At 61.7% G+C, this 21,156-nt stretch carries 33 protein-coding genes; all 33 read right to left on the bottom strand.

What is annotated here, in order from left to right; genetic code table 11:
- Positions 1 to 44: 44 nt before the first annotated feature.
- On the bottom strand, positions 45 to 1,433 hold the full coding sequence (locus tag ACW7G1_RS04335) for a class II 3-deoxy-7-phosphoheptulonate synthase (protein WP_456978493.1): 1,389 nt from the start codon (positions 1,431 to 1,433) through the stop codon (positions 45 to 47).
- Between the two features lie 94 nt (positions 1,434 to 1,527).
- Positions 1,528 to 2,037 carry a disulfide bond formation protein B gene (locus tag ACW7G1_RS04330; RefSeq protein WP_456978492.1) on the bottom strand — a complete coding sequence of 170 codons (510 nt, stop codon included), beginning with the start codon at positions 2,035 to 2,037 and terminating at the stop codon, positions 1,528 to 1,530.
- A gap of 192 nt (positions 2,038 to 2,229) precedes the next feature.
- Positions 2,230 to 2,604: a 50S ribosomal protein L17 gene (gene rplQ / locus ACW7G1_RS04325; RefSeq protein WP_036196002.1), complete on the bottom strand. Its 375-nt coding sequence runs from the start codon at positions 2,602 to 2,604 to the stop codon at positions 2,230 to 2,232.
- A 15-nt stretch (positions 2,605 to 2,619) separates the two neighbouring features.
- The gene (locus ACW7G1_RS04320; protein ID WP_456978491.1) at positions 2,620 to 3,618 is read right to left on the bottom strand and encodes a DNA-directed RNA polymerase subunit alpha; all 999 of its coding nucleotides are present in this window, start codon (positions 3,616 to 3,618) and stop codon (positions 2,620 to 2,622) included.
- Between the two features lie 57 nt (positions 3,619 to 3,675).
- Positions 3,676 to 4,305 carry a 30S ribosomal protein S4 gene (rpsD, locus tag ACW7G1_RS04315; RefSeq protein ID WP_456978490.1) on the bottom strand — a complete coding sequence of 210 codons (630 nt, stop codon included), beginning with the start codon at positions 4,303 to 4,305 and terminating at the stop codon, positions 3,676 to 3,678.
- Positions 4,306 to 4,319: 14 nt separating this feature from the next.
- The gene (gene rpsK, locus ACW7G1_RS04310; protein WP_456962214.1) at positions 4,320 to 4,712 is read right to left on the bottom strand and encodes a 30S ribosomal protein S11; all 393 of its coding nucleotides are present in this window, start codon (positions 4,710 to 4,712) and stop codon (positions 4,320 to 4,322) included.
- Between the two features lie 10 nt (positions 4,713 to 4,722).
- Complete coding sequence (gene rpsM, locus ACW7G1_RS04305) at positions 4,723 to 5,079, bottom strand: 30S ribosomal protein S13 (RefSeq protein WP_456962215.1); 357 nt, start codon at positions 5,077 to 5,079, stop codon at positions 4,723 to 4,725.
- Positions 5,080 to 5,482: 403 nt separating this feature from the next.
- Positions 5,483 to 6,817, bottom strand: coding sequence for a preprotein translocase subunit SecY (gene secY / locus ACW7G1_RS04300; protein ID WP_456978845.1), 1,335 nt, complete (start codon positions 6,815 to 6,817; stop codon positions 5,483 to 5,485).
- Positions 6,818 to 6,845: 28 nt separating this feature from the next.
- Entirely contained in the window at positions 6,846 to 7,289 is a 444-nt protein-coding gene (rplO, locus tag ACW7G1_RS04295; protein ID WP_456978844.1) for a 50S ribosomal protein L15, read from the bottom strand.
- On the bottom strand, positions 7,289 to 7,504 hold the full coding sequence (gene rpmD, locus ACW7G1_RS04290) for a 50S ribosomal protein L30 (protein WP_456978489.1): 216 nt from the start codon (positions 7,502 to 7,504) through the stop codon (positions 7,289 to 7,291). Before rpmD ends, rplO begins: the two co-directional genes overlap by 1 nt.
- Positions 7,497 to 8,027 carry a 30S ribosomal protein S5 gene (gene rpsE / locus ACW7G1_RS04285; RefSeq protein ID WP_456962217.1) on the bottom strand — a complete coding sequence of 177 codons (531 nt, stop codon included), beginning with the start codon at positions 8,025 to 8,027 and terminating at the stop codon, positions 7,497 to 7,499. Before rpsE ends, rpmD begins: the two co-directional genes overlap by 8 nt.
- Positions 8,028 to 8,167: 140 nt before the next feature.
- Positions 8,168 to 8,521, bottom strand: a complete 354-nt coding sequence (rplR, locus tag ACW7G1_RS04280; RefSeq protein ID WP_456978488.1) for a 50S ribosomal protein L18 — start codon at positions 8,519 to 8,521, stop codon at positions 8,168 to 8,170.
- A 94-nt stretch (positions 8,522 to 8,615) separates the two neighbouring features.
- Positions 8,616 to 9,143, bottom strand: coding sequence for a 50S ribosomal protein L6 (rplF, locus tag ACW7G1_RS04275; RefSeq protein WP_456978487.1), 528 nt, complete (start codon positions 9,141 to 9,143; stop codon positions 8,616 to 8,618).
- Positions 9,144 to 9,157: 14 nt separating this feature from the next.
- A complete protein-coding gene (gene rpsH, locus ACW7G1_RS04270; protein ID WP_456978486.1) occupies positions 9,158 to 9,556 on the bottom strand; it encodes a 30S ribosomal protein S8 in 399 nt (132 codons plus the stop codon).
- Positions 9,557 to 9,693: 137 nt separating this feature from the next.
- Positions 9,694 to 9,999 (bottom strand): 30S ribosomal protein S14, encoded by a 306-nt coding sequence (rpsN, locus tag ACW7G1_RS04265; protein WP_456962221.1) that lies wholly within the window; start codon positions 9,997 to 9,999, stop codon positions 9,694 to 9,696.
- A gap of 19 nt (positions 10,000 to 10,018) precedes the next feature.
- On the bottom strand, positions 10,019 to 10,558 hold the full coding sequence (rplE, locus tag ACW7G1_RS04260) for a 50S ribosomal protein L5 (protein ID WP_456962222.1): 540 nt from the start codon (positions 10,556 to 10,558) through the stop codon (positions 10,019 to 10,021).
- A gap of 11 nt (positions 10,559 to 10,569) precedes the next feature.
- Positions 10,570 to 10,884, bottom strand: a complete 315-nt coding sequence (gene rplX, locus ACW7G1_RS04255; RefSeq protein ID WP_456978485.1) for a 50S ribosomal protein L24 — start codon at positions 10,882 to 10,884, stop codon at positions 10,570 to 10,572.
- Between the two features lie 14 nt (positions 10,885 to 10,898).
- Positions 10,899 to 11,267, bottom strand: coding sequence for a 50S ribosomal protein L14 (gene rplN, locus ACW7G1_RS04250; RefSeq protein WP_193985941.1), 369 nt, complete (start codon positions 11,265 to 11,267; stop codon positions 10,899 to 10,901).
- 16 nt (positions 11,268 to 11,283) lie between these two features.
- Positions 11,284 to 11,553: a 30S ribosomal protein S17 gene (gene rpsQ, locus ACW7G1_RS04245; RefSeq protein WP_456978484.1), complete on the bottom strand. Its 270-nt coding sequence runs from the start codon at positions 11,551 to 11,553 to the stop codon at positions 11,284 to 11,286.
- A gap of 9 nt (positions 11,554 to 11,562) precedes the next feature.
- Positions 11,563 to 11,778, bottom strand: a complete 216-nt coding sequence (gene rpmC / locus ACW7G1_RS04240) for a 50S ribosomal protein L29 (protein ID WP_456978483.1) — start codon at positions 11,776 to 11,778, stop codon at positions 11,563 to 11,565.
- Positions 11,778 to 12,191, bottom strand: a complete 414-nt coding sequence (gene rplP, locus ACW7G1_RS04235) for a 50S ribosomal protein L16 (protein ID WP_456962226.1) — start codon at positions 12,189 to 12,191, stop codon at positions 11,778 to 11,780. The genes rpmC and rplP overlap by 1 nt, the downstream gene beginning before the upstream one ends.
- 6 nt (positions 12,192 to 12,197) lie before the next feature.
- Positions 12,198 to 12,923 (bottom strand): 30S ribosomal protein S3, encoded by a 726-nt coding sequence (gene rpsC / locus ACW7G1_RS04230; RefSeq protein WP_456978482.1) that lies wholly within the window; start codon positions 12,921 to 12,923, stop codon positions 12,198 to 12,200.
- 2 nt (positions 12,924 to 12,925) lie between these two features.
- Positions 12,926 to 13,273: a 50S ribosomal protein L22 gene (gene rplV, locus ACW7G1_RS04225; protein ID WP_456962228.1), complete on the bottom strand. Its 348-nt coding sequence runs from the start codon at positions 13,271 to 13,273 to the stop codon at positions 12,926 to 12,928.
- Positions 13,274 to 13,283: 10 nt separating this feature from the next.
- Positions 13,284 to 13,550, bottom strand: coding sequence for a 30S ribosomal protein S19 (rpsS, locus tag ACW7G1_RS04220; RefSeq protein WP_456962229.1), 267 nt, complete (start codon positions 13,548 to 13,550; stop codon positions 13,284 to 13,286).
- 6 nt (positions 13,551 to 13,556) lie between these two features.
- Positions 13,557 to 14,384, bottom strand: coding sequence for a 50S ribosomal protein L2 (rplB, locus tag ACW7G1_RS04215; protein ID WP_456962230.1), 828 nt, complete (start codon positions 14,382 to 14,384; stop codon positions 13,557 to 13,559).
- A gap of 10 nt (positions 14,385 to 14,394) precedes the next feature.
- Positions 14,395 to 14,691, bottom strand: coding sequence for a 50S ribosomal protein L23 (gene rplW, locus ACW7G1_RS04210; RefSeq protein WP_036196034.1), 297 nt, complete (start codon positions 14,689 to 14,691; stop codon positions 14,395 to 14,397).
- A complete protein-coding gene (gene rplD, locus ACW7G1_RS04205; RefSeq protein WP_456978481.1) occupies positions 14,688 to 15,299 on the bottom strand; it encodes a 50S ribosomal protein L4 in 612 nt (203 codons plus the stop codon). The genes rplW and rplD overlap by 4 nt, the downstream gene beginning before the upstream one ends.
- Positions 15,296 to 15,952, bottom strand: coding sequence for a 50S ribosomal protein L3 (rplC, locus tag ACW7G1_RS04200; protein WP_456978480.1), 657 nt, complete (start codon positions 15,950 to 15,952; stop codon positions 15,296 to 15,298). The genes rplD and rplC overlap by 4 nt, the downstream gene beginning before the upstream one ends.
- A 10-nt stretch (positions 15,953 to 15,962) precedes the next feature.
- A complete protein-coding gene (gene rpsJ, locus ACW7G1_RS04195; protein WP_036196039.1) occupies positions 15,963 to 16,274 on the bottom strand; it encodes a 30S ribosomal protein S10 in 312 nt (103 codons plus the stop codon).
- Between the two features lie 335 nt (positions 16,275 to 16,609).
- The gene (tuf, locus tag ACW7G1_RS04190; protein ID WP_456978473.1) at positions 16,610 to 17,800 is read right to left on the bottom strand and encodes an elongation factor Tu; all 1,191 of its coding nucleotides are present in this window, start codon (positions 17,798 to 17,800) and stop codon (positions 16,610 to 16,612) included.
- Between the two features lie 69 nt (positions 17,801 to 17,869).
- Complete coding sequence (gene fusA, locus ACW7G1_RS04185) at positions 17,870 to 19,960, bottom strand: elongation factor G (protein WP_456978479.1); 2,091 nt, start codon at positions 19,958 to 19,960, stop codon at positions 17,870 to 17,872.
- A 142-nt stretch (positions 19,961 to 20,102) separates the two neighbouring features.
- On the bottom strand, positions 20,103 to 20,570 hold the full coding sequence (rpsG, locus tag ACW7G1_RS04180) for a 30S ribosomal protein S7 (protein WP_456962235.1): 468 nt from the start codon (positions 20,568 to 20,570) through the stop codon (positions 20,103 to 20,105).
- Between the two features lie 12 nt (positions 20,571 to 20,582).
- Complete coding sequence (gene rpsL / locus ACW7G1_RS04175) at positions 20,583 to 20,957, bottom strand: 30S ribosomal protein S12 (RefSeq protein WP_036196058.1); 375 nt, start codon at positions 20,955 to 20,957, stop codon at positions 20,583 to 20,585.
- Positions 20,958 to 21,156: the final 199 nt, after the last annotated feature.

Genomic DNA, 21,156 nt, shown 5'->3' with positions numbered 1-21,156 from the left:
GCTTTTTTGGTGATGATGGTTCCGAACGGGTCGGGGCGAGGCGCCTAGCCTGCCGCGGTCAACCGCGCCTGCTTGCGCACGATCAGCATCGCCACTTCCAGCGCCTGCTCGTAATTCAGGCGCGGATCGACGGTAGAGCGATAGGCACGCTCCAGGTCTACCTCGGTCAGATCACGTGCGCCGCCCATGCACTCGGTGACATCCTCGCCGGTAAGCTCCAGGTGCACGCCGCCCAAACGCGTGCCCGCGGCAGCATGCAAGTCGAACGCCCGCTCCAGCTCGCTGCCGATGTTCGCAAAACGGCGGGTCTTGTAGCCGTTCGTGGTCGCTTCGGTATTGCCGTGCATCGGATCGCAAACCCATAACACCCGTCGTCCATCCCGTCGAATCGTGTCCAGCAGCGGCGGCAGGCTATCGGCAATATTCGCCGCGCCCATCCGGTGGATCAGGGTGAGTTTGCCGGCCTCGTTCTCGGGGTTCAGCACATCGATGACCCGCAACAACTGGTCCGGGGTAGTCGACGGCCCGACCTTCAGCGCGATCGGGTTGCGGATGCCGCGGAAGTACTCGACGTGGGCGCCATCGACCGCTGCGGTACGCATGCCGATCCACGGGAAATGGGTACCGAGGTTGAACCAGCCCCAATGCCGCGGCACCTGCCGGGTCACTGACTCCTCATACGGCAACAACAACGCTTCGTGCGAGGTGTAAAAATCGACCCGCTCCAGGTTCCTTACCGAACCGCCGGACAGCGTTTCCATGAAACGCACCGCACCGCCGATCGAATCGACCATTTGTCGATACTCGTTCGCCAAAGGCGAATGCCCCACCCAGTCGAGATTCCAGTACTCAGGGTGCCGCAGGTCGGCAAAACCGCCATCTATCAACGCACGCACGAAATTCATCGTCATCGCCGAGCGCGCATGCGCCTTGACCATGCGGCGGGGATCGGGGCGCCGGGCGGCGGCATTGAATTCCGGTGCGTTGACCATGTCACCGCGGTAGCTGGGCACGGTCACCCCGTCGATGGTTTCGGTATCGGCCGACCGTGGCTTGGCGTATTGCCCCGCAAACCGCCCGACGCGCACCACGGGTTTTCGCAGCCCGTGCACCAGCACCAGGCTCATCTGCAACAGCACCTTGAGCCGATTGGAAATCACCTCGGAGGAGCAGGCATCGAAGGTCTCGGCGCAATCACCTCCCTGCAGCAGAAAGCATTTACCCTCCTGTGCATCGGCAACTTGCTGTTTGAGCGCGAGGATCTCCCAGGACGTTACCAGTGGCGGCAGCGCACGCAATTCCTGCAGCACACCGGCCAGCTCGTCGGCATCGTCATAACGCGGCTGCTGCAACGCTTTCATCCCACGCCAGGATGCAGGGGTCCAGTCGGCTGGCAAGTTGACGGGGTGGATATTACGGTCGGGACTCGGCATTGGCTCAGACAGCTATATTGCAGGGCAGCATTGCATCATCCACGTCGACGACGCGGGTTGCAATGCGCATAGCCAACAGCCGTCCGGCGATCCATCACCAACGCCGAAAGCCGACAAACACCGCCCACAGTGCAAGCGCCACGAATGCGATCAAACTCCAGGTTGGCATCGACAAACCGAGCAGCGTCCAGTCGACCTCTGCGCACTCTCCCGATCCGGTCATTACCCGACGCACGACACCGCTGATCGGCATTGCCTCGAGCATGTAGTCCAGGCCAGGGCCGCACGCCGGCACCTGATCGGCAGGCAGGTGCTGCAGGCGTACGTGATTACCCGCGATCGCGATCCCCACCCCTGCCACCACCAGCGCGATTACGCCATACGCGCGCCGCCCGAAGGCGCCACCCGGCGCATGCAGGCCGCCAACCATAAATACCAGGCCCAGGGCAGCAAATGCGACGCGCTGGAAGATGCACAGGGGACACGGCAGCAAGCCACCATGGAACTGCGTATACAGCGCGTAACCGATCAGCCCGGCGCAAGCAACAAAGCCGAGCAGGAAGCGGAGGCGGAACTTCGAAACGGACGTGGTTGGTATAGTCATGGATCGACACAATACGGATTTGCAGCCGCCATGCAACGTGCAATCCACGCCAGCGCGACCTGCACGGTCGAAAAAGCCCTGTGGCACGCCGACCGTCGGTGATATCTGCTGAACGCAAAAACCCCGGCAGCAGGCCGGGGTATTCACGTCATCGATAGGGCGGCGAAGGCCACCCATCGATTCTCCGGTCGATTACTCCGCGACTGCTTGCGGGCGATCGACCAGTTCAACGTAAGCCATCGGCGCGTTGTCGCCAGCGCGGAACCCGCACTTGAGGATGCGCAGGTAGCCGCCTGGACGCGCGTTGTAACGCGGGCCCAGCTCGACAAACAACGTGCCGACCGCTTCCTTGTCACGCAAGCGCGAGAACGCAAGGCGGCGGTTGGCCACCCCATCGGTCTTGGCCAGGGTGATCAGCGGCTCCGCTACGCGGCGCAGCTCCTTGGCCTTTGGCAAGGTGGTACGGATCGCTCCGTGCTTGATGAGCGACGCGGCCATATTGGTGAACATCGCATCGCGATGGGCACTGGTACGGTTGAACTTGCGTCCTGATTTCTGGTGGCGCATGGTCTTGTTTCCTGTTTAGCCCATCATGCCGTGCGAGGCGATACCCGCTGGCGGCCAGTTTTCGAGCTTCATACCGAGCGACAGGCCGCGCTGGGCAAGCACTTCCTTGATCTCGGTGAGCGACTTCTTGCCAAGGTTCGGCGTCTTCAGCAATTCGACTTCGGTCTTCTGGATCAAGTCGCCGACGTAGTAAATACTCTCGGCCTTGAGGCAGTTGGCCGAACGCACGGTGAGTTCCAGGTCGTCGATAGGACGCAACAGGACCGGATCGATGCCAGTGGGAGCCGTCTTCGGAGCACCGCGTTCGCGCTGGGTGAAATCACCAAACACCGACAACTGGTCGCTCAGGATCTCGGCGGCCGTGCGAACGGCTTCCTCGGCGTCGATCGTGCCGTTGGTCTCGATGTCCAGGATCAGCTTGTCCAGATCGGTACGCTGCTCGACCCGGGCAGCTTCGACCGAATAGGCGACGCGACGAATCGGGCTGAAACTCGCATCCAGCATCAGAAGACCGATCGTGCGGGTCTCCTCGTCCGGACGGCGACGCGCAGTCGCCGGCTGGTAGCCATAGCCGCGTTCGACCTTGATTTCCATCTTGAGCGACGCGTCCTTGGTCAAGTGGGCGATCACGTGGTCGCCGTTGATGACCTCGACGTTGTGGTCGGTCTTGATGTCGGCCGCGGTCACGACACCTGGACCCTGGCTGTTCAGCGACAGGGTCGCCGATTCGCCAGTGTGCATGCGGACGGCGACGTCCTTGAGGTTGAGCAGGACTTCAAGTACATCCTCCTGCAACCCCTCGACCGTGGTGTACTCGTGCAGCACGCCTTCGATCGCGACTTCGGTGATGGCAAAACCCGGAATCGACGACAGCAGCACGCGGCGCAACGCGTTGCCCAGGGTGTGGCCATAGCCCCGCTCGAGCGGTTCAATGACGACCTTGGCGCGGTTGCCAGAAAGGCTTTCGATCTGGGGACCGCGTGGGCGCAGTACCTGATTGGCGGTAACCGTCATGTTGTGGAGTCTCCTGTGAGCCTGGGGCCTGGGGCCCGCAGCTCAAGAACAGATGAATTACTTCGAGTACAGCTCGATGATCAGCGCTTCGTTGATGTCGGCAGGCAGATCGGCACGATCCGGTACCGCCTTGAACACGCCGGTGAACTTCTTGCCGTCCACCTCGATCCAGGCTGGCGACAGGTCCATCTGCTGCGACACGGTCAGCGACTCCTGCACGCGCAACTGCTTCTGCGCGCGCTCTGACAGCGCCACCGCATCGCCTGCCTTGATCTGGTAGGACGGCAGGTTGACCGACTTGCCGTTGACGGTAACGCCGCGGTGCGAGACCAGCTGGCGAGCCGCCGGGCGGGTCACTGCAAACCCCATGCGGTACACGACGTTGTCCAGGCGGGTCTCGAGGAGCTGCAACAGGATTTCACCCGTGTTGCCCCGCTTGGCCGCAGCCTTCTTGTAGTAGTTCCGGAACTGGCGTTCCAGCAAGCCATAAACGCGCTTGACCTTCTGCTTTTCACGGAGCTGGTTTGCGTAATCGGACATCTTGCCGCGACGAAGCGTCGCGCCATGTTGACCGGGCTTCTGCTCAAGCTTGCACTTGGAATCGAGTGCACGTGACGGCGACTTCAGACCGAGGTCGACGCCTTCGCGACGGGCGAGCTTGCAGGTAGGACCAATATAACGAGCCATTCTTCTTCAGCTCCTCAGACGCGACGCTTTTTCGGCGGGCGGCAACCGTTGTGCGGAATTGGCGTCACGTCGATGATGTTGATGATCTTGTAGCCGACGTTGTTCAGCGAACGAACGGCGGACTCCCGACCCGGACCCGGGCCCTTGATGCGCACTTCCAGCGACTTGACGCCGTAGTCCAGCGCAGCGCGGCCGGCCTTCTCGGCGGCCACCTGGGCGGCAAACGGGGTCGACTTGCGCGAACCGCGGAAGCCCGCGCCGCCCGAAGTCGCCCACGACAATGCATTGCCCTGGCGGTCGGTGATCGTGATGATGGTGTTGTTGAACGAAGCGTGGACGTGGGCGATGCCGTCGGTGACGACGCGCTTGATCTTCTTCTTCGTTTTCGTAGCGGTTGGCTTGGCCATGATCTACCCCTTACTTCCTGATGGCCCGACGCGGACCCTTCCGGGTACGTGCGTTGGTTTTGGTGCGCTGGCCACGCAGCGGCAGGCCACGGCGATGCCGCAGGCCGCGGTAGCAGCTCAGGTCCATCAGGCGCTTGATCGACATGCCGATCTCGCGACGCAGATCACCCTCGACGACGAACTTGCCGATTTCGCCGCGCAAACGCTCGACCTCGGGCTCGGACAAGTCGCGGATCTTGGTCGACGCGGTAACGCCGGCTGAATCACACACTTGCTTGGAACGAGTACGGCCAATGCCGTAAATGCTTTGCAACCCGACCCAGACGTGCTTCTGGGCAGGCAGGTTGACGCCCGCAATACGCGCCATAACGCGATCTCCAACTGGTTTGGCAACCGGATCCTGACAACCCGGTAGAGAGGTTCACTGAAAAAGTGAATCGGAAATTTTATCAAGGTCTCGGGTTAATAGGAAGCCCCGCCACGCCGAAGCGTTGCGTTGCGACGGCATGGGGAGTGTGCCCATGCTCCGGCGACGAGTTCGAACTGCCGAGGCGCGCGGTGTCAAGCCGCCCTCCCCGACACCGCGCGCTACTCTGGCGCGCAGATCGGTCCGAACCCACTCGCGCGCGAGACACCGCACGAGTCGCCCTGCTGGAACCGGGGTGTGATAGCCCCGTGCTCCGTGTTACCTGTATCAGCGATCCGGACATTGAATCCGGTCGCCTTGTCGCCTCGGGCATCCGGCACCGTGCCGGACGACCAGGGAGCCATCAGCGGGCGAGGCCGCTCTTGGATCCCTTTAGATTTGCCTTCTTGAGCAAGCTCTCGTACTGGTGTGACATCAAGTGCGCCTGGATCTGCGAGATGAAGTCCATTACCACCACCACAACGATGAGCAACGAGGTACCGCCAAAATAGAAGGATATCCCCATTTTCGCGCGCATCAACTCCGGCAACAAACAGACCAGCACCAGATACGCCGCGCCGGCCGCGGTCAGCCGCGTCAAGACCCCGTCAACATAGTCGGCAGTCGCCTTGCCGGGCCGAATGCCAGGAATCAGGGCGCCCGACTTCTTGAGGTTGTCAGCGGTTTCCTGCGAGTTGAAGACGAGCGCAGTATAGAAGAACGTAAAGCCCGCGATCAGGCCACCATAGATCAACAGATGCAACGGTTCACCCGGGTTCAGCCACTGACTGACCTTGAGCATGAACGACGAGGAATCACCCTGGCTGAACCAGGTGGCCGCGGTCGCCGGGAACATCACGATGCTGGAGGCAAAAATCGGCGGGATGACGCCGGACATGTTGAGCTTGAGCGGCAGGAATGAGGACTGGTTCATGTATGCGTTGCGGCCACCCTGGCGCCTCGCATAATTAACCGTGATCCGACGTTGCCCGCTCTCCACGAACACCACGAAGTAGGTCACGCCCAGCACGATGGCGGCCACCGACATTGCGGTCAGCGTACCCATCTCGCCGTTGCGGACCTGCTCGAACATGTTCAGTACGGCCGAAGGCAACCCGGCGACGATACCGGCGAAGATGATCAGCGAAACACCGTTGCCGATGCCACGCTCGGTCACCTGTTCGCCCACCCACATCAGGAACATGGTGCCGGCCGTCAGGGAAATCACCGCCGTCAGCACAAATCCAGCGCCGGGGCTGTAGACCACCGGGATACCCTGGCTCGCACCTCCGGCCTGCAATGCAGTGGCGATGCCCCAAGCCTGGAAAACCGCCAGCGGGATTGCACCCAGCCGCGACCATTGGGTGATCTTGCGCCGACCTGATTCGCCCTCTTTCTGGATCGCTTTCAGGCTGGGCAGTATCTGCACCATCAACTGCATGATGATGGACGCCGAGATGTACGGCATCACGTTCAGCGCAAACAGGCTGAAGCGTTCCAACGCGCCACCGGAGAACATGTTGAACATGTCGACGATGGTGCCTTCCTGGGTTTCCATCAGGCGCAGCATGGCTTCCGGGTTGACCCCGGGCACGGGAATGTAGCAGCCGACGCGATACACCAGCAGTGCACCAACCACGAACATCAGACGCTGGCGAAGCTCGGTGAACTTCCCGAGCCCTCCGCCTACGCCGCTCATCGCGTTACTGCTGCGCGCCATGCCCGACTTACTCCTCGACCTTGCCGCCGGCCGCTTCGACCGCAGCCTTGGCACCGGCAGTGGCGAGCACACCCTTGAATACGAACTTCTTGGCCACTTCGCCCTTCAGGACCAACTTGGCCCGCTTGGCAGTGCTCGGCACCAGCTTGGCCGCACGCAAGGTCGCGAAATCGATATCGCCGGCCTCCAGCTGATCGAGCTGGTACAGCATCACTTCGGCGGTGTCGTTCTTGGTCTTGCTACGGAAACCGACCTTCGGCAACCGGATATGCATTGGCATCTGGCCGCCTTCGAAACCGGCCCGGATCTTGCCTTTACCCGAACGCGCGAAGGAACCCTTGTGGCCGCGGCCTGCGGTCTTGCCCAGGCCCGAACCGATACCGCGCCCGACGCGCTTGCGGTCTTCGCGGGCACCCTCTGCGGGCGATAGTGTATTGAGACGCATGATGATTACTCCTCGACCCGGACCAGGTAATGGACCGTGTTGATCAGGCCACGGACCTGGGGACTGTCCTTCAGTTCGCGCATGTCATTGATCTTGCGCAGCCCGAGCGCCTTCACCGAAAGGCGATGGCGTCCCTGGGTCCCGCGCAGTCCCTTGACCAGGCGCACCTTGACGGTACCGCCCTTGGGCGCATCGGTTTTGTTATCAGTCGACTTAACCATGTTGCAGATCCTCGACCTTCTTGCCGCGCTTTGCCGCGATCTTGGCGGGCGAATGCATCTGGCCGAGACCGATCAGCGTCGCGCGAACCAGGTTGATCGGGTTGCGGGAACCAATGGCCTTGGCCAACACGTCTTTCACCCCGACCGCCTCGAGCACGGCGCGCATCGCGCCACCGGCGATTACCCCGGTACCTTCCGAAGCGGGCTGCATGTAGACCCGAGCCGCTCCGTGGCCGGACTTCACCGAATGCCACAAGGTGCCATTGTTGAGGTCGACGTGCTTCATGTCCTTGCGGGCATATTCCATCGATTTCTGGATCGCCATGGGCACTTCACGGGCCTTGCCGTAACCGAAGCCGACCTTGCCAGCGCCGTCACCGACGACCGTCAATGCGGTGAAGGTGAACTGGCGGCCACCCTTTACAGTCTTGCTGACGCGGTTGACCGTGATCAACTTCTCGATCATTCCGTCGTCTATTTCTTCGCGCCTGCCGCGTCCGCGCGAATCACGTTCGTTAGCCATGTTTGATTCCTGAAAATGGAAAATAATTTGCGGCGTGGCCGCTTATCGTTGTTGAGTCGATCCGGCTGTGCGTGACAACGGAAACCCGCCGGCACGCCCGACGCAACCCGCGTCGGCAGGAGTGTTACGGGCGGGCCGTATCAGAACTGCAGTCCACCTTCGCGCGCGGCGTCAGCCAACGCCTTGATGCGGCCGTGATAGCGATAGCCCGAGCGGTCAAAGGCGACCTTCTCGATACCCGCAGCCTTGGCGGCGGCGGCAATCGCCTGACCCACCTTGGCGGCGGCTTCGGCATTCTTCAGGCCTTTCAAGCCCTCACGAACCGCGACCTGGGTGGTCGAGGCCGCAGCCAGGACCGCGGAACCGTCGGCGGTAAAGACCTGGGCGTACATGTGCTGGCCGGTACGCAGCACCGACAGGCGAGGCACGCCGAGCTTGCGGATGTGGCTTCGGGTCGACTTGGCACGACGCAGGCGGGCAGTATTCTTGTTCATTAGTCTGGGTTCTCGAAAAACTACCAAGGGAGCGATTTTGTTCAGAAGCCCTGCCACGAATGACCGGGTACTTGCGGACGGGTCCGCGGCGAACTTACGCCTTCTTGGCTTCCTTGCGAATGATGGTTTCCCCGGCGTACTTCACGCCCTTGCCCTTGTAGGGCTCCGGCGGACGGAAACCGCGAATCTTGGCCGCCACTTCACCGACGCGTTGCTTGTCAGCGCCCTGCACCAGAACTTCGGTCTGGGTCGGGGTGGTGATGGTAATGCCGTCGGGGGAGACAAACGTTACCGGATGTGAGAAACCAAGCGACAGGCTCAGGTTTTTTCCCTGCATCGCGGCGCGGTAGCCAACGCCGACCAGCTCAAGCTTGCGCTCAAAGCCTTCGGAGACACCTTGCACCATGTTGGCAATGATCGACCGCAGGGTACCGGTCAGCGCGATACGCTCGACATCCTGGGTTGAGAGCAGCGCGTGGCCGTCTTCGATCTTGATCTCGATATCGGTCGGCTTGGCCATCGACAACGAGCCCTTGGGCCCCTTGACGGTGACACTGTCAGACTGGACGTTGAGCTCAACACCTTTGGGAAGGGCAATTGGCTTCTTGGCAATTCGGGACATGGTTCGTTACTCCCTTAAGCCACGAAGCACAGGACTTCACCGCCGACGCCCTGCTGGCGCGCCTGGGTGTCGGTCATGATGCCTTTCGAGGTGGAGATGATGGACACGCCAAGGCCATTCAGGACCCGGGGCAAGTCGTCCTTGCCGCGGTACTGGCGTAGCCCGGAGCGGGAGAAGCGCTTGAGCTGCTCGATCACCGGCTTGCCTTCGTAGTACTTCAGCTCGATCTGCAACTCGTTCTTGCCGCCGCCGATGTCGCTGACGTTGGCAGCCAGGATGTAACCCTCGTCCTTCAAGACCTTGGCGATGGCCAGCTTGATGTTGGACGACGGCATCTTCACCGTGGGCTTGCCGACCGCCGCCGCATTCCTGATGCGGACGAACATATCGGCGATGGGATCAGTCATGCTCATGTGTAATTACCTGATGAGTGCACCGATATCCGCTCAATTGCGAATTCAGTTGTGACGCCGCGGCTGGACCGCCGTGACGCGTGGAACTTTTGGAGCCGGTAAGTCTAGCAGACTTATCGGCCCCGTTTGACAATCAATTACCAGCTGGCCTTGCGAAGCCCCGGCACGTCTCCGCGCATGGTGGCTTCACGCAGTTTGTTGCGACCCAGGCCGAACTTTGCATAGACGCCGCGCGAGCGCCCGGTCAGGGCACAGCGGTTGCGCTGCCGGCTGGGGGACGAGTCGCGTGGCAGCTTCTGCAGCTTGACCACTGCCTCTTCCTTTTCTTCGTACGTAGCGCTGACGCTGGAGATGATCTTCTTCAGCTCTTCGCGCTTGACCGCGTACTTCGCGGCCAGCTTGGCCCGCTTGATGTCGCGGTTGACCATGGAGGTCTTTGCCATGTGTGGATCCTCGAATCAGTTAGGTACGAAACGGGAAGCGGAACGCTTCCAGCAGTGCGCGGGCTTCGGCATCGGTGTTCGCGGTCGTGGTGATCGCGATGTCCATGCCGCGCAGCGCATCAACCTGGTCGTAATCGATTTCCGGGAAGATGATCTGCTCCTTGACGCCCATGTTGTAGTTGCCGCGGCCATCGAAAGACTTGGCCGACACACCACGGAAATCGCGCACGCGCGGCAGCGAGACGTTGATCAGGCGATCCAGGAACTCGAACATCTTGGCCCGGCGCAAGGTGACCTTGCAGCCGATCGGCCAGCCGTCGCGGATCTTGAACGAAGCCACGGACACGCGGCTGTTGGTCACGATCGGCTTCTGCCCGCAGATCTTCGCCATGTCGGCGACGGCATTTTCGAGCACTTTCTTGTTGGTGGCCGCCTCGCCGACACCCATGTTCAGGGTGATCTTGGAGACGCGCGGAACCTGCATCGGGTTCGTGTAACCGAACTTCTCGGTCAGCGACGGCACCACTTCTTCTTTGTAAAATTTTTCAAGCCGTGTCATTTCAGCATTCCTCAGGCGTCGACCGCCTCACCGCTGGAGCGGAACACACGCAATTTGCGTCCATCCTCCAGCACCTTGATACCGATGCGCTCACCCTTGCCGGAAGCCGGGTTGAACAGCATGACGTTGGAAATATGGATCGGCGCCTCACGCTCGATCACGCCGCCAGCCTGGCCGGCTTGCGGATTCGGCTTGGTGTGGCGCTTGATGATGTTGACGTTGGACACCAGGACCTTGTCCCCTGCCACTCGCACCACATCACCTTTCTTGCCCTTGTCCTTGCCGGCAGTGACGATTACTTGATCGCCCTTCTTGATACGGTTCATGTCAATTCCTCCGCTCAGAGCACTTCTGGGGCGAGCGAGACGATCTTCATGAACTTCTCGGAACGCAGTTCACGGGTCACGGGCCCGAAGATACGGGTGCCAATCGGCTCCTGCTTGTTGTTCAGCAGGACCGCGGCATTGCCGTCGAAGCGGATCAATGAGCCATCCGGACGGCGCACACCCTTGCGGGTACGCACCACGACGGCATCATAGACATCGCCCTTCTTGACCTTGCCCCGCGGGATCGCGTCCTTGACGGTCACCTTGATGACGTCGCCAATCGCGGCGTAACGGCGCTTGGAGCCACCGAGCACCTTGATGCACATCACTTCTTTGGCACCGGAGTTGTCGGCCACGGTGAGATAGCTTTGCATCTGGATCATGGTTCAGCCCTCCTCGTTATTCGGCCGCACGGGTGACAATTTCCACCAGTCGCCAGTTCTTGGTTTTCGACATCGGCGCAATCTCGGAAATCCGGACCACGTCGCCCTCGTTGCAGGAATTATCCGCGTCGTGTGCGTGCAGCTTGGACGAGCGACGGATGTACTTGCCGTACAACGCGTGCTTGACCTGGCGCTCGACGAGCACGGTGATGGTCTTGTCCATCTTGTTGCTGACCACGCGTCCTTCGACCGTGCGCAGCGCCTTCTCTGTATTGTTGTCGGTCATGGCGGGTCCTTACTTCTTCTCGCCCGAATCGGACTGGCTCGCTTGAGCCTGCCCAATCAGGGTGTTGACGCGGGCAATCTCACGACGCACCCGACGGGTCTCGTGGGTCTTGGTCAGCTGGCCGGTGACCTGCTGCATGCGAAGGGCGAAGCCCTCCTTGTGCAGGTCCGTCAAATGGGCCTTGAGCTCGTCAGCCGACTTCTCTCGCAGTTTATTGAGTTCCATCAGCGCACCGTCCGCGTCACGAAAGTGGTGGTGACCGAAAGCTTGGCGGCGGCCAGGCGGAACGCTTCGCGCGCCACGTCCTCTGCCACACCTTCGATCTCGTAGATCACGCGTCCGGGCTGGATCAGCGCGACCCAGTACTCGACGCTGCCCTTGCCCTTACCCATACGCACTTCGATCGGCTTCTTGGTGATCGGCTTGTCGGGGAACACGCGGATCCACATCTTGCCGCCACGCTTGACGTAGCGACTGATGGAACGACGTGCGGCCTCGATCTGGCGCGCGGTGATCTGGCCGTGCGCGGTCGACTTCAGTCCGTACTCACCGAAACTGACTGCGTTGCCACTCCATGCCAGTCCGTCGTTGCGGCCTTTGTGTACCTTCCGGTACTTGGTTCGCTTTGGTTGCAACATGATCCGTTACCTCTGTTCGCGCGGCGGACGGGGCGCACGGTCGCGGCGTTCGCCACGATCACTGCGCGGACTGTCGTCCGGCTTTTCCTGGCCAACCTGGGAGAAATCAAAGATCTCGCCCCGGTAGACCCACACTTTGATGCCAATGATGCCGTACGTCGTCTTGGCTTCTGCGAAGCCGTAGTCGATATCGGCGCGCAGGGTGTGCAGCGGCACGCGACCCTCGCGGTACCACTCCGAACGCGCGATCTCGGCACCATTGAGCCGACCACCGACATTGACCTTGATGCCCAGCGCGCCCAGGCGCATCGCATTGCCAACCGCACGCTTCATAGCGCGGCGGAACATGATGCGACGCTCCAACTGCTGCGCGATGGACTCGGCCACCAACTGCGCGTCGAGCTCGGGCTTGCGGACCTCGGTGACGTTGATGTGCGCCGGGACGCCCATCATGTCGCTGACTTCCTTGCGCAGCTTGTCGATATCCTCACCACGCTTGCCGATCACCACGCCCGGACGGGCGGTGTGGATGGTCACGCGGGCGTTGTTGGCCGGACGCTCGATGAGAATCTTCGAAATTCCGGCCTGGGCCAGCTTCTTGCGCAGCATCTCGCGGACCTTGAGGTCGGCGATCAGGTACTCGGCGTACTGCTTCTTGCCGGCAAACCACTTGGAATTCCAATCCTTGGAGATACCCAGGCGGATGCCGGTGGGATGAACTTTGTGACCCATAATCAGACTCCGCCTTGCTTGCCGGCGCCCACGACCACAGTAATGTGGCTGGTACGCTTGAGAATGCGGGTGCCGCGACCCTTTGCCCGCGCCATGAAGCGCTTCAGGGTCGGACCCTCGTCAACCATGATGGTGGTGACCTTGAGCTCGTCGATATCGGCGCCCTGGTTGTTCTCGGCATTGGCGATCGCAGACTCCAGAACCTTGCGGATCAGGTCGGCTGCTTTCTTGTCCGAGAACTTGAGCTGGTTGACGGCGCTCTCGGCGGTAAGGCCGCGCACCTGGTTGGCAACCAACCGGGCCTTCTGGGCGGAGATGCGCGCACTGCGCAGGATGGCTTTAGCTTCCATGGTCATCTCCTTATCGGCTCTTCTTGTCGCCGACGTGACCCTTGAAGGTGCGCGTCAGGGAGAATTCGCCGAGCTTGTGGCCAACCATGTTCTCGTTGACCAGCACCGGGATGTGGTTGCGGCCGTTGTGCACCGCAATGGTGAAACCCACCATTTCCGGCAACACCATCGAGCGACGCGACCAGGTCTTGATCGGGCGTTTGTTGTTGGCCGCGGCCTCCACCTTCTTGATCAGGTGGTGGTCAACGAACGGACCTTTTTTCAGTGAACGTGCCATTGCCGATTAGCTCCTGCGATCGCGAACGATGAACTGCTGCGTACGCTTGTTGTGCCGCGTCTTGTAGCCCTTGGTCGGCACACCCCATGGGGTGACCGGATGCGGGTTGCCCTGGCCAGCCTTGGCCTCACCACCACCGTGCGGATGATCCACCGGGTTCATCGCCGCGCCGCGAACGGTCGGCCTGATACCGCGCCAGCGCTTCGCGCCGGCCTTGCCGAGCTTCTGCAGGCTGTGCTCATCGTTGCCGACTTCGCCGATGGTGGCCCGGCAATCGACTGCAACCTTGCGCATCTCGCCAGAACGAAGACGCAACGTGGCGTAGCCCTGCTCACGTGCGACCAGCTGGACGCCGGCGCCGGCAGCGCGTGCAATCTGTGCGCCCTTGCCCGGCTTCATCTCGATGCAATGCACGGTGGAACCCACCGGGATGTTGCTCAGCGGCAGTGTGTTGCCGGTGCGGATGGGTGCATCACGACCCGCAATCACCTGGTCGCCGGCTTTCAGCCCCTTGGGAGCAATGATGTAACGACGCTCGCCATCGACATAGCACAACAGGGCCAGGTGGGCGGTGCGGTTGGGATCGTACTCGATCCGCTCCACGCGCGCCGGAATGCCTTCCTTGTTGCGCTTGAAATCGACGATGCGGTAGTGCTGCTTGTGACCACCGCCGATATGCCGGGTAGTGGTCCGGCCGTGATGGTTGCGGCCACCGGTCTTGCTCTTCTTCTCGAGCAACGGCGCGTACGGCGCACCCTTGTGCAGGTCGGGCGTCACCACCCGAACCATCGAGCGACGGCCGGGTGAAGTGGGTTTGAATGTCATCAATGCCATGGGTCGATCCTCAAGCCTTGGCCATAACGTCGATCGACTGGCCATCGGCCAGCGTCACGTATGCCTTGCGCCAGTCGGGGCGACGGCCCATGCGGAACTTGAAGGCTTTTGCTTTGCCCTTCACGTTGAGCACGTTGACCGCCTCGACCTTGACGTCGAACAGCTTCTCGACCGCAACCTTGATGTCAGCCTTGGTTGCCGTCGTCGCCACTTCGAAGACGTATTGATTGGAAACTTCCTGCAGGCGCGCGGTCTTCTCGGACACACGCGGCGCACGAATCACGTTGTAGAGCTTGGCGTCGTTCATGCCAGCCACTCCTGAATCTTCTTGATCGCCTCGGTGGTGACCACGACCGTATCGGCGCCAACCAGCGCAACCGGATCCAGGCCCTGCACGTCACGAACCTCGACATACGGCAAGTTGCGCGCCGAGAGGTACAGATTCTCGGTGGCATCCTCGGTGACCAGCAACGGGCGACGACCAGCCTCCAGGCCCTTGAGCATCGCGATCATGCCCGAGGTCTTCGGCGAGTCCAGCTCGAGCTTCTCCACAACCGTGATCCGGCCCTGGCGATGCAGCTCGGACAGGATCGACGCCATTGCGGCACGGTACATCTTGCGATTGACCTTCTGCGCGAAGCTTCGCGGCTGGGCCGCAAAGGTCACGCCGCCGCCGCGGAAGATCGGAGCCGTCAGCGCGCCGTGGCGAGCGCCACCGCCCTTCTGGTTCTTCGACTTCTTGGTGGTGCCGGCAACCTGCGAACGGGTCTTCTGCGCCTTGGTACCGCTGCGACCGGCGTTGCGGTAGGCAACGACGACCTGATGGACCAGGTCTTCACTGAACTCGCGGCCGAAGATATCGTCGGACACCGACAACTTCTCGCTGCTGTTATTGATGGCAAGTTCCATCGTCATACTCCCTTGGTCGTCGGACGGACGATCACATCGCCGCCCGGCGCGCCTGGCACTGCGCCCTTGATCGCGATCAAGCCGCGCTCGGCGTCGACCTTGACCACTTCCAGGCCCTGGGTGCTCTGCTGCACGAAGCCCATGTGACCGGACATCTTCTTGCCCGGGAACACGCGACCCGGCGTCTGGCGCTGGCCGATGGAACCCGGCGAGCGATGCGACAGCGAGTTACCGTGGGTGGCATCGCCCATGGCGAAGTTCCAGCGTTTGATCGTGCCCTGGAAGCCCTTGCCCTTGGTCACGCCCTGGACATCGACCACCTGGCCGACCTCAAAGATGTCGGCCTTGATCTCGCCGCCCACGTTGAAGTCACCGAGCTTGTCGTCGGCAACCCGGAACTCCCACAAGCCTCGGCCGGCGTCGACCTTGGCCTTGGCCAGGTGACCAGCCGCGGGCTTGTTGATCAGCGCCGCACGGCGTACGCCAACGGTAACCTGCACCGCGCTGTAGCCATCGGTATCGGGGGTCTTGATTTGGGTGATCCGGTTCGGGGTCGCTTCGATCAGCGTCACCGGAATGGACTTGCCATCCTCGGTGAAAAACCGGCTCATGCCGGCCTTGCGGCCGACGATGCCCAACGAATATTTCTTCGCCGTCATGGTCAGGTCCTCAGGTCAGCTTGATCTGTACGTCAACGCCCGCCGCGAGCTCGAGCTTCATCAGCGCGTCCACGGTCTTGTCGTTGGGGTCGACGATATCGAGCACGCGCTTGTGCGTGCGGGTCTCGTACTGGTCACGCGCGTCCTTGTCGACGTGCGGAGAAGTAAGAATGGTGAAGCGCTCGATCTTGGTCGGCAACGGGATCGGGCCACGCACTTGCGCGCCGGTCCGCTTTGCCGTCTCGACGATCTCGCTGGCTGAACGGTCGATCAGACGATGATCGTATGCCTTCAGCCGAATCCGGATCTTTTGGTCCGCCATGACGGTGTTCCTTGGTTTAAAGAGCGACGGGCCGGTGGCTAGGTGCACCGAACCCCGATGGAAACGACCCCGCCCGCGGTAGACAATCCGAGGGCGGAAATCCTTGGAAAAGCAAGGCAGGCCGGTTTCCCGGCCTGCCAGACAGAAAAGTATAAAGCGCGTGCCATGATGCCGTCAAGCAGCGCCGGAATATCCGGCACTGCCAACGATCTTGTCACGCGACATTTCCCTGTCGGGCGAACACGAGGTGCTTCCTGCTCCTCTTTTCGCGGTAGGCGCCACCCCGACCCAGCGGGATGACGCGGTATTACCAAATCTTTACTGGGTACCAGGCTTTACTTGATGATCTTGGCGACCACGCCGGCGCCAACGGTACGGCCACCTTCACGGATCGCGAAACGCAAGCCTTCGTCCATCGCGATCGGGTTGATCAACTCGACCACCATCTTCACGTTGTCGCCCGGCATCACCATCTCCACGCCTTCAGGCAGCTCGCAGGCGCCGGTCACGTCGGTCGTGCGGAAGTAGAACTGCGGACGGTAGCCCTTGAAGAACGGCGTGTGACGGCCGCCCTCGTCCTTGCTCAGGATGTACACCTCACCCTCGAACTGGGTGTGCGGCTTGATCGAACCGGGCTTGCACAGCACCTGGCCGCGCTCCACGTCGTCACGCTTGGTGCCGCGCAGCAGCAGGCCGGCGTTGTCGCCCGCCTGGCCCTGGTCGAGCAGCTTGCGGAACATCTCAACACCGGTCACCGTCGTCTTCACGGTCGGACGGATACCGACGATCTCGATCTCTTCGCCGACCTTGATGATGCCGCGCTCGATACGACCGGTGACCACGGTGCCGCGACCGGAGATCGAGAACACGTCCTCAACCGGCATCAGGAACGCCTTGTCCACGTCGCGCACCGGCTCCGGGATCCAGCTGTCCAGCGCGTCCACCAGCTTGATGATCGACGGAATGCCGATATCGCTCTGGTCGCCTTCCAGCGCCTTCAGCGCCGAACCGATCACGATCGGGGTGTCGTCGCCTGGGAACTCGTACTTGCTCAGCAACTCGCGCACTTCCATGTCCACCAGCTCAAGCAGCTCGGCGTCGTCCACCATGTCCGCCTTGTTCAGGTAGACCACGATGTACGGCACGCCCACCTGGCGGGCCAGCAGGATGTGCTCGCGGGTCTGCGGCATCGGGCCGTCCGCGGCCGAACACACCAGGATCGCGCCGTCCATCTGCGCCGCACCGGTGATCATGTTCTTCACATAGTCGGCGTGTCCCGGGCAATCGACGTGCGCGTAGTGGCGATTCGGGGATTCGTACTCGACGTGCGAGGTCGAGATGGTGATGCCGCGCGCCTTCTCTTCCGGGGCGCGGTCAATCGCGTCGTACGCGCTGAACTCGCCACCGAAACGCTCGGCACCGACCTTGGTCAGCGCGGCGGTCAACGTGGTCTTGCCGTGGTCAACGTGACCGATCGTGCCGACGTTCACGTGCGGCTTGGTGCGCTCGAATTTACCCTTCGCCATGATTGTTACCTCTGAAATCGTTTAATGAGCTTGTTGGGAGCTGGCCGGCGGCAAGCGCCGGCCAATACGTCAGTTTTTATTGACCACGGCCTCGGCGATATTGCTCGGTGCCACGGCGTAGTGATCGAACTCCATCGTGAAGGTCGCGCGGCCTTGCGACATTGAACGCAGGCTGGTCGCATAACCGAACATCTCGCCAAGCGGCAAGGTCGCGTCGATGATCTTGCCCGACGGAGTGTCTTCCTGACCCTGCAGGATGCCGCGGCGCCGACTGACATCGCCCATCACGTCGCCGAGGTAATCCTCCGGCGTCACGATCTCGACCTTCATCATCGGCTCCAGCAACACCGGACTGGCCTTGTGGAAGCCTTCCTTGAAGCCCATCGAACCGGCGATCTTGAACGCCATTTCAGATGAGTCGACCTCGTGGTACGAGCCGTCAACCAGCCTCACCTTGACGTCAACGATCGGGTAACCGGCCAGCAGGCCGTTGGCGATCACTTCCTGGATGCCCTTGTCGACCGCCGGGATGTACTCCTTCGGCACCACGCCACCCACCACGCCGTTTTCGAAGACGTAGCCGCTGCCGGTCTCGCCGGGCTCGATTTCGAGCCAGACATGACCGAACTGGCCCTTGCCGCCGGACTGGCGCACGAACTTGCCTTCAGCCTTGACCGCCTTGCGGATGGTCTCGCGGTAAGCCACCTGCGGCTTGCCGACGTTGGCTTCGACGTTGAACTCGCGGCGCATGCGATCCACAAGGACGTCCAGGTGCAACTCGCCCATGCCGGAGATGATGGTCTGGCCGGATTCCTCGTCGGTATGCACGCGGAAGGTCGGATCCTCCTGCGCCAGACGGCCCAGCGCCATGCCCATCTTTTCCTGGTCGGCCTTGGTCTTGGGCTCCACCGCCATCGAGATGACCGGCTCCGGGAAGATCATCCGCTCCAGCGTGATGATGTGATCGATCGCGCACATCGTATCGCCGGTGGTAACGTCCTTCAGGCCGACCGCGGCGGCAATATCACCCGCGCGCACTTCCTTGATCTCGTGGCGATCATTGGAGTGCATCTGCAGGATACGGCCGACGCGCTCCTTCTTCGACTTGACCGGGTTGTAGACCTGGTCGCCCGAATTGAGCACGCCCGAATAGACCCGGAAGAACGTCAGCGAGCCCACGAACGGATCGGTCATGATCTTGAAGGCGAGCGCTGAGAACGGCGCGGTATCGGACGCTTCGCGATGCGTCTCTTTCTCGTCGTCATCGATGCCTGGAACCGGCGGCACGTCGACTGGCGAGGGCAACAACTCGATCACCCCGTCGAGCATCGCCTGGACGCCCTTGTTCTTGAACGCGGTGCCACAGAAGACCGGAATCACTTCCACCTTCAAGGTGCGCTCGCGCAAGCCAGCGATGATCTCGGCCTCGGTCAGCTCCCCGTCGTTGAGGTACTTGTCCATCAGCTCTTCGCTGGCCTCGGCGGCAGCCTCGACCATGAAGCTGCGGGCCGCCGTGGCCTCTTCGAGAAGCTCGGCCGGGATCTCGCCGTACTCGAACACGGTGCCCTGGGACTCGGTGTCCCAATGAATGCGCTTCATCTTGACCAGGTCGATCACGCCGTCGAAGCTATCTTCTGCGCCAACCGGCACCTGCATCGGCACCGGATAGGCGCCCAGGCGGGCCTTCAGCTGACCGACGACCTTGTTGAAGTTGGCACCGGTGCGATCCATCTTGTTGACGAATGCAAGGCGCGGCACCGAATACTTGTTGGCCTGGCGCCAAACGGTCTCGGACTGCGGCTGCACGCCACCAACGGCACAAAGCACGAACACCGCACCATCGAGCACGCGGAGCGAACGCTCCACCTCGATAGTGAAGTCGACGTGCCCCGGGGTGTCGATGATGTTCAGCCGATGTTGCTGCATGGACTTGTCCATGCCGCTCCAGAAAGCAGTCGTCGCGGCAGACGTGATCGTGATGCCACGTTCCTGCTCCTGCTCCATCCAGTCCATGGTGGCGGCACCCTCGTGGGTTTCGCCAAGCTTATGGTTGACACCGGTATAGAACAGGATGCGTTCGGTGGTGGTGGTCTTTCCGGCATCAATGTGGGCCATGATGCCGAAATTGCGATAGCGTTCGATGGGAGTGGTGCGAGCCACGGTACCCTCTCGTTTAGGTTTACGATTTCTGGAAGGCCGGACGCCGCCTGATGGCGGCACCCGGTTCGCTCAGGCAGCCTGGGCTGCCATCGGACTTGGATTTGTTGCTTTCGAATGCCTTGTTATCAACAAGGCTCCCGAATCACCAGCGGTAGTGTGCGAACGCCTTGTTCGCCTCTGCCATGCGGTGGGTTTCTTCACGCTTCTTGACAGCACCGCCACGGCTTTCCGCAGCGTCAAGCAATTCTGCAGCGAGCTTGCGCGGCATGGTGTTCTCGCCGCGCTTGCGTGCAGCGTCGATCAACCAGCGCATCGCCAGGGCGACGCGGCGCGACGCTCGCACTTCGACCGGCACCTGGTAGGTGGAACCACCAACACGGCGCGACTTGACCTCGACCGCCGGTGAAATATTGGCCAACGCCTTTTCCACCACTTCCAGCGCGTTCGGGTTTTTCTCCCCGATCACGTCCATGGCGCCATAGACGATCCTCTCGGCGACGGACTTCTTGCCGCTGTACATGACCATATTGATGAATCGCGCGATCGTCTCGCTGCCATGCTTTGGATCAGGCAGGATCGAGCGCTGCGGTGCGGAACCTTTACGCGACATGAGTCAAATTCCTCAGGACTTCGGGCGCTTGGCGCCGTACTTGGAACGGCGCTGGCGACGCTTGGCGACGCCGGCGGCATCGAGCGCACCGCGCACGGTGTGATAACGGACACCTGGCAGATCCTTGACGCGGCCGCCACGAATCAGTACCACGGAGTGCTCCTGCAGGTTGTGCCCCTCGCCGCCGATGTACGAGATGACCTCGTAACCGTTGGTCAGGCGCACCTTGGCCACCTTGCGCATTGCCGAGTTCGGCTTTTTCGGGGTGGTGGTGTACACACGTGTGCACACACCACGGCGCTGCGGGCAGTTCTCGAGCGCCGGTGAGGCACTGTTATATGTCGCTGCCTGCCGCGGCTTGCGGACCAGCTGATTGATCGTCGCCATCTGGAGCTCTTTGGTGAGAGGCCGGCCAAGAATGCCGCGCCTCTGTGAAAACGAACGGAAAGCCGAGCTCGCTCGACTTACCGAGACCGAAAAGTATAGCCTGCGTTCAACGTTGCCGTCAAACACATTCAGCACGAAACCGCGGAAGCCGGAAATTACCCTCCCGGCCCCGCGAACATTCCTGATCCCGCCCTGCCCT

This window comes from Lysobacter sp. A378 (assembly GCF_054052125.1).
Note: the sequence above shows the minus strand (reverse complement) of the source record. Positions and strands in the feature narration are given on the sequence as shown.

Excerpts from the sequence above, each read along its gene's own strand:
- ACW7G1_RS04320 (WP_456978491.1), bottom strand. The coding sequence starts at position 3,618 with ATGACGGTTACCGCCAATCAGGTACTGCGCCCACGCGGTCCCCAGATC.
- rpsS (WP_456962229.1), bottom strand. The coding sequence starts at position 13,550 with ATGGCACGTTCACTGAAAAAAGGTCCGTTCGTTGACCACCACCTGATC.
- rplD (WP_456978481.1), bottom strand. The coding sequence starts at position 15,299 with ATGACGATGGAACTTGCCATCAATAACAGCAGCGAGAAGTTGTCGGTG.
- rpsN (WP_456962221.1), bottom strand. The coding sequence starts at position 9,999 with ATGGCAAAGACCTCCATGGTCAACCGCGACATCAAGCGGGCCAAGCTG.
- rplQ (WP_036196002.1), bottom strand. The coding sequence starts at position 2,604 with ATGCGCCACCAGAAATCAGGACGCAAGTTCAACCGTACCAGTGCCCAT.
- rplR (WP_456978488.1), bottom strand. The coding sequence starts at position 8,521 with ATGAACAAGAATACTGCCCGCCTGCGTCGTGCCAAGTCGACCCGAAGC.
- rpsK (WP_456962214.1), bottom strand. The coding sequence starts at position 4,712 with ATGGCCAAGCCAACCGCTACGAAAACGAAGAAGAAGATCAAGCGCGTC.
- rplX (WP_456978485.1), bottom strand. The coding sequence starts at position 10,884 with ATGAACCGTATCAAGAAGGGCGATCAAGTAATCGTCACTGCCGGCAAG.
- secY (WP_456978845.1), bottom strand. The coding sequence starts at position 6,817 with ATGAGCGGCGTAGGCGGAGGGCTCGGGAAGTTCACCGAGCTTCGCCAG.
- rplF (WP_456978487.1), bottom strand. The coding sequence starts at position 9,143 with ATGTCCCGAATTGCCAAGAAGCCAATTGCCCTTCCCAAAGGTGTTGAG.
- rpsH (WP_456978486.1), bottom strand. The coding sequence starts at position 9,556 with ATGAGCATGACTGATCCCATCGCCGATATGTTCGTCCGCATCAGGAAT.
- rplW (WP_036196034.1), bottom strand. The coding sequence starts at position 14,691 with ATGAACGACGCCAAGCTCTACAACGTGATTCGTGCGCCGCGTGTGTCC.
- rpmC (WP_456978483.1), bottom strand. The coding sequence starts at position 11,778 with ATGGAACTCAATAAACTGCGAGAGAAGTCGGCTGACGAGCTCAAGGCC.
- ACW7G1_RS04335 (WP_456978493.1), bottom strand. The coding sequence starts at position 1,433 with ATGCCGAGTCCCGACCGTAATATCCACCCCGTCAACTTGCCAGCCGAC.
- rplP (WP_456962226.1), bottom strand. The coding sequence starts at position 12,191 with ATGTTGCAACCAAAGCGAACCAAGTACCGGAAGGTACACAAAGGCCGC.
- rpsL (WP_036196058.1), bottom strand. The coding sequence starts at position 20,957 with ATGGCGACGATCAATCAGCTGGTCCGCAAGCCGCGGCAGGCAGCGACA.
- rpsQ (WP_456978484.1), bottom strand. The coding sequence starts at position 11,553 with ATGACCGACAACAATACAGAGAAGGCGCTGCGCACGGTCGAAGGACGC.
- rpsE (WP_456962217.1), bottom strand. The coding sequence starts at position 8,027 with ATGGCTAACGAACGTGATTCGCGCGGACGCGGCAGGCGCGAAGAAATA.
- tuf (WP_456978473.1), bottom strand. The coding sequence starts at position 17,800 with ATGGCGAAGGGTAAATTCGAGCGCACCAAGCCGCACGTGAACGTCGGC.
- ACW7G1_RS04330 (WP_456978492.1), bottom strand. The coding sequence starts at position 2,037 with ATGACTATACCAACCACGTCCGTTTCGAAGTTCCGCCTCCGCTTCCTG.
- rplE (WP_456962222.1), bottom strand. The coding sequence starts at position 10,558 with ATGACACGGCTTGAAAAATTTTACAAAGAAGAAGTGGTGCCGTCGCTG.
- rpsG (WP_456962235.1), bottom strand. The coding sequence starts at position 20,570 with ATGTCGCGTAAAGGTTCCGCACCGCAGCGCTCGATCCTGCCTGATCCA.
- rpsM (WP_456962215.1), bottom strand. The coding sequence starts at position 5,079 with ATGGCGCGTATTGCGGGCGTCAACCTGCCTGCCCAGAAGCACGTCTGG.
- rplB (WP_456962230.1), bottom strand. The coding sequence starts at position 14,384 with ATGGCATTGATGACATTCAAACCCACTTCACCCGGCCGTCGCTCGATG.
- rplC (WP_456978480.1), bottom strand. The coding sequence starts at position 15,952 with ATGACGGCGAAGAAATATTCGTTGGGCATCGTCGGCCGCAAGGCCGGC.
- rplV (WP_456962228.1), bottom strand. The coding sequence starts at position 13,273 with ATGGAAGCTAAAGCCATCCTGCGCAGTGCGCGCATCTCCGCCCAGAAG.
- rpmD (WP_456978489.1), bottom strand. The coding sequence starts at position 7,504 with ATGGTTAAGTCGACTGATAACAAAACCGATGCGCCCAAGGGCGGTACC.
- rpsJ (WP_036196039.1), bottom strand. The coding sequence starts at position 16,274 with ATGGCGGACCAAAAGATCCGGATTCGGCTGAAGGCATACGATCATCGT.
- rpsC (WP_456978482.1), bottom strand. The coding sequence starts at position 12,923 with ATGGGTCACAAAGTTCATCCCACCGGCATCCGCCTGGGTATCTCCAAG.
- rplN (WP_193985941.1), bottom strand. The coding sequence starts at position 11,267 with ATGATCCAGATGCAAAGCTATCTCACCGTGGCCGACAACTCCGGTGCC.
- rpsD (WP_456978490.1), bottom strand. The coding sequence starts at position 4,305 with ATGGCTCGTTATATTGGTCCTACCTGCAAGCTCGCCCGTCGCGAAGGC.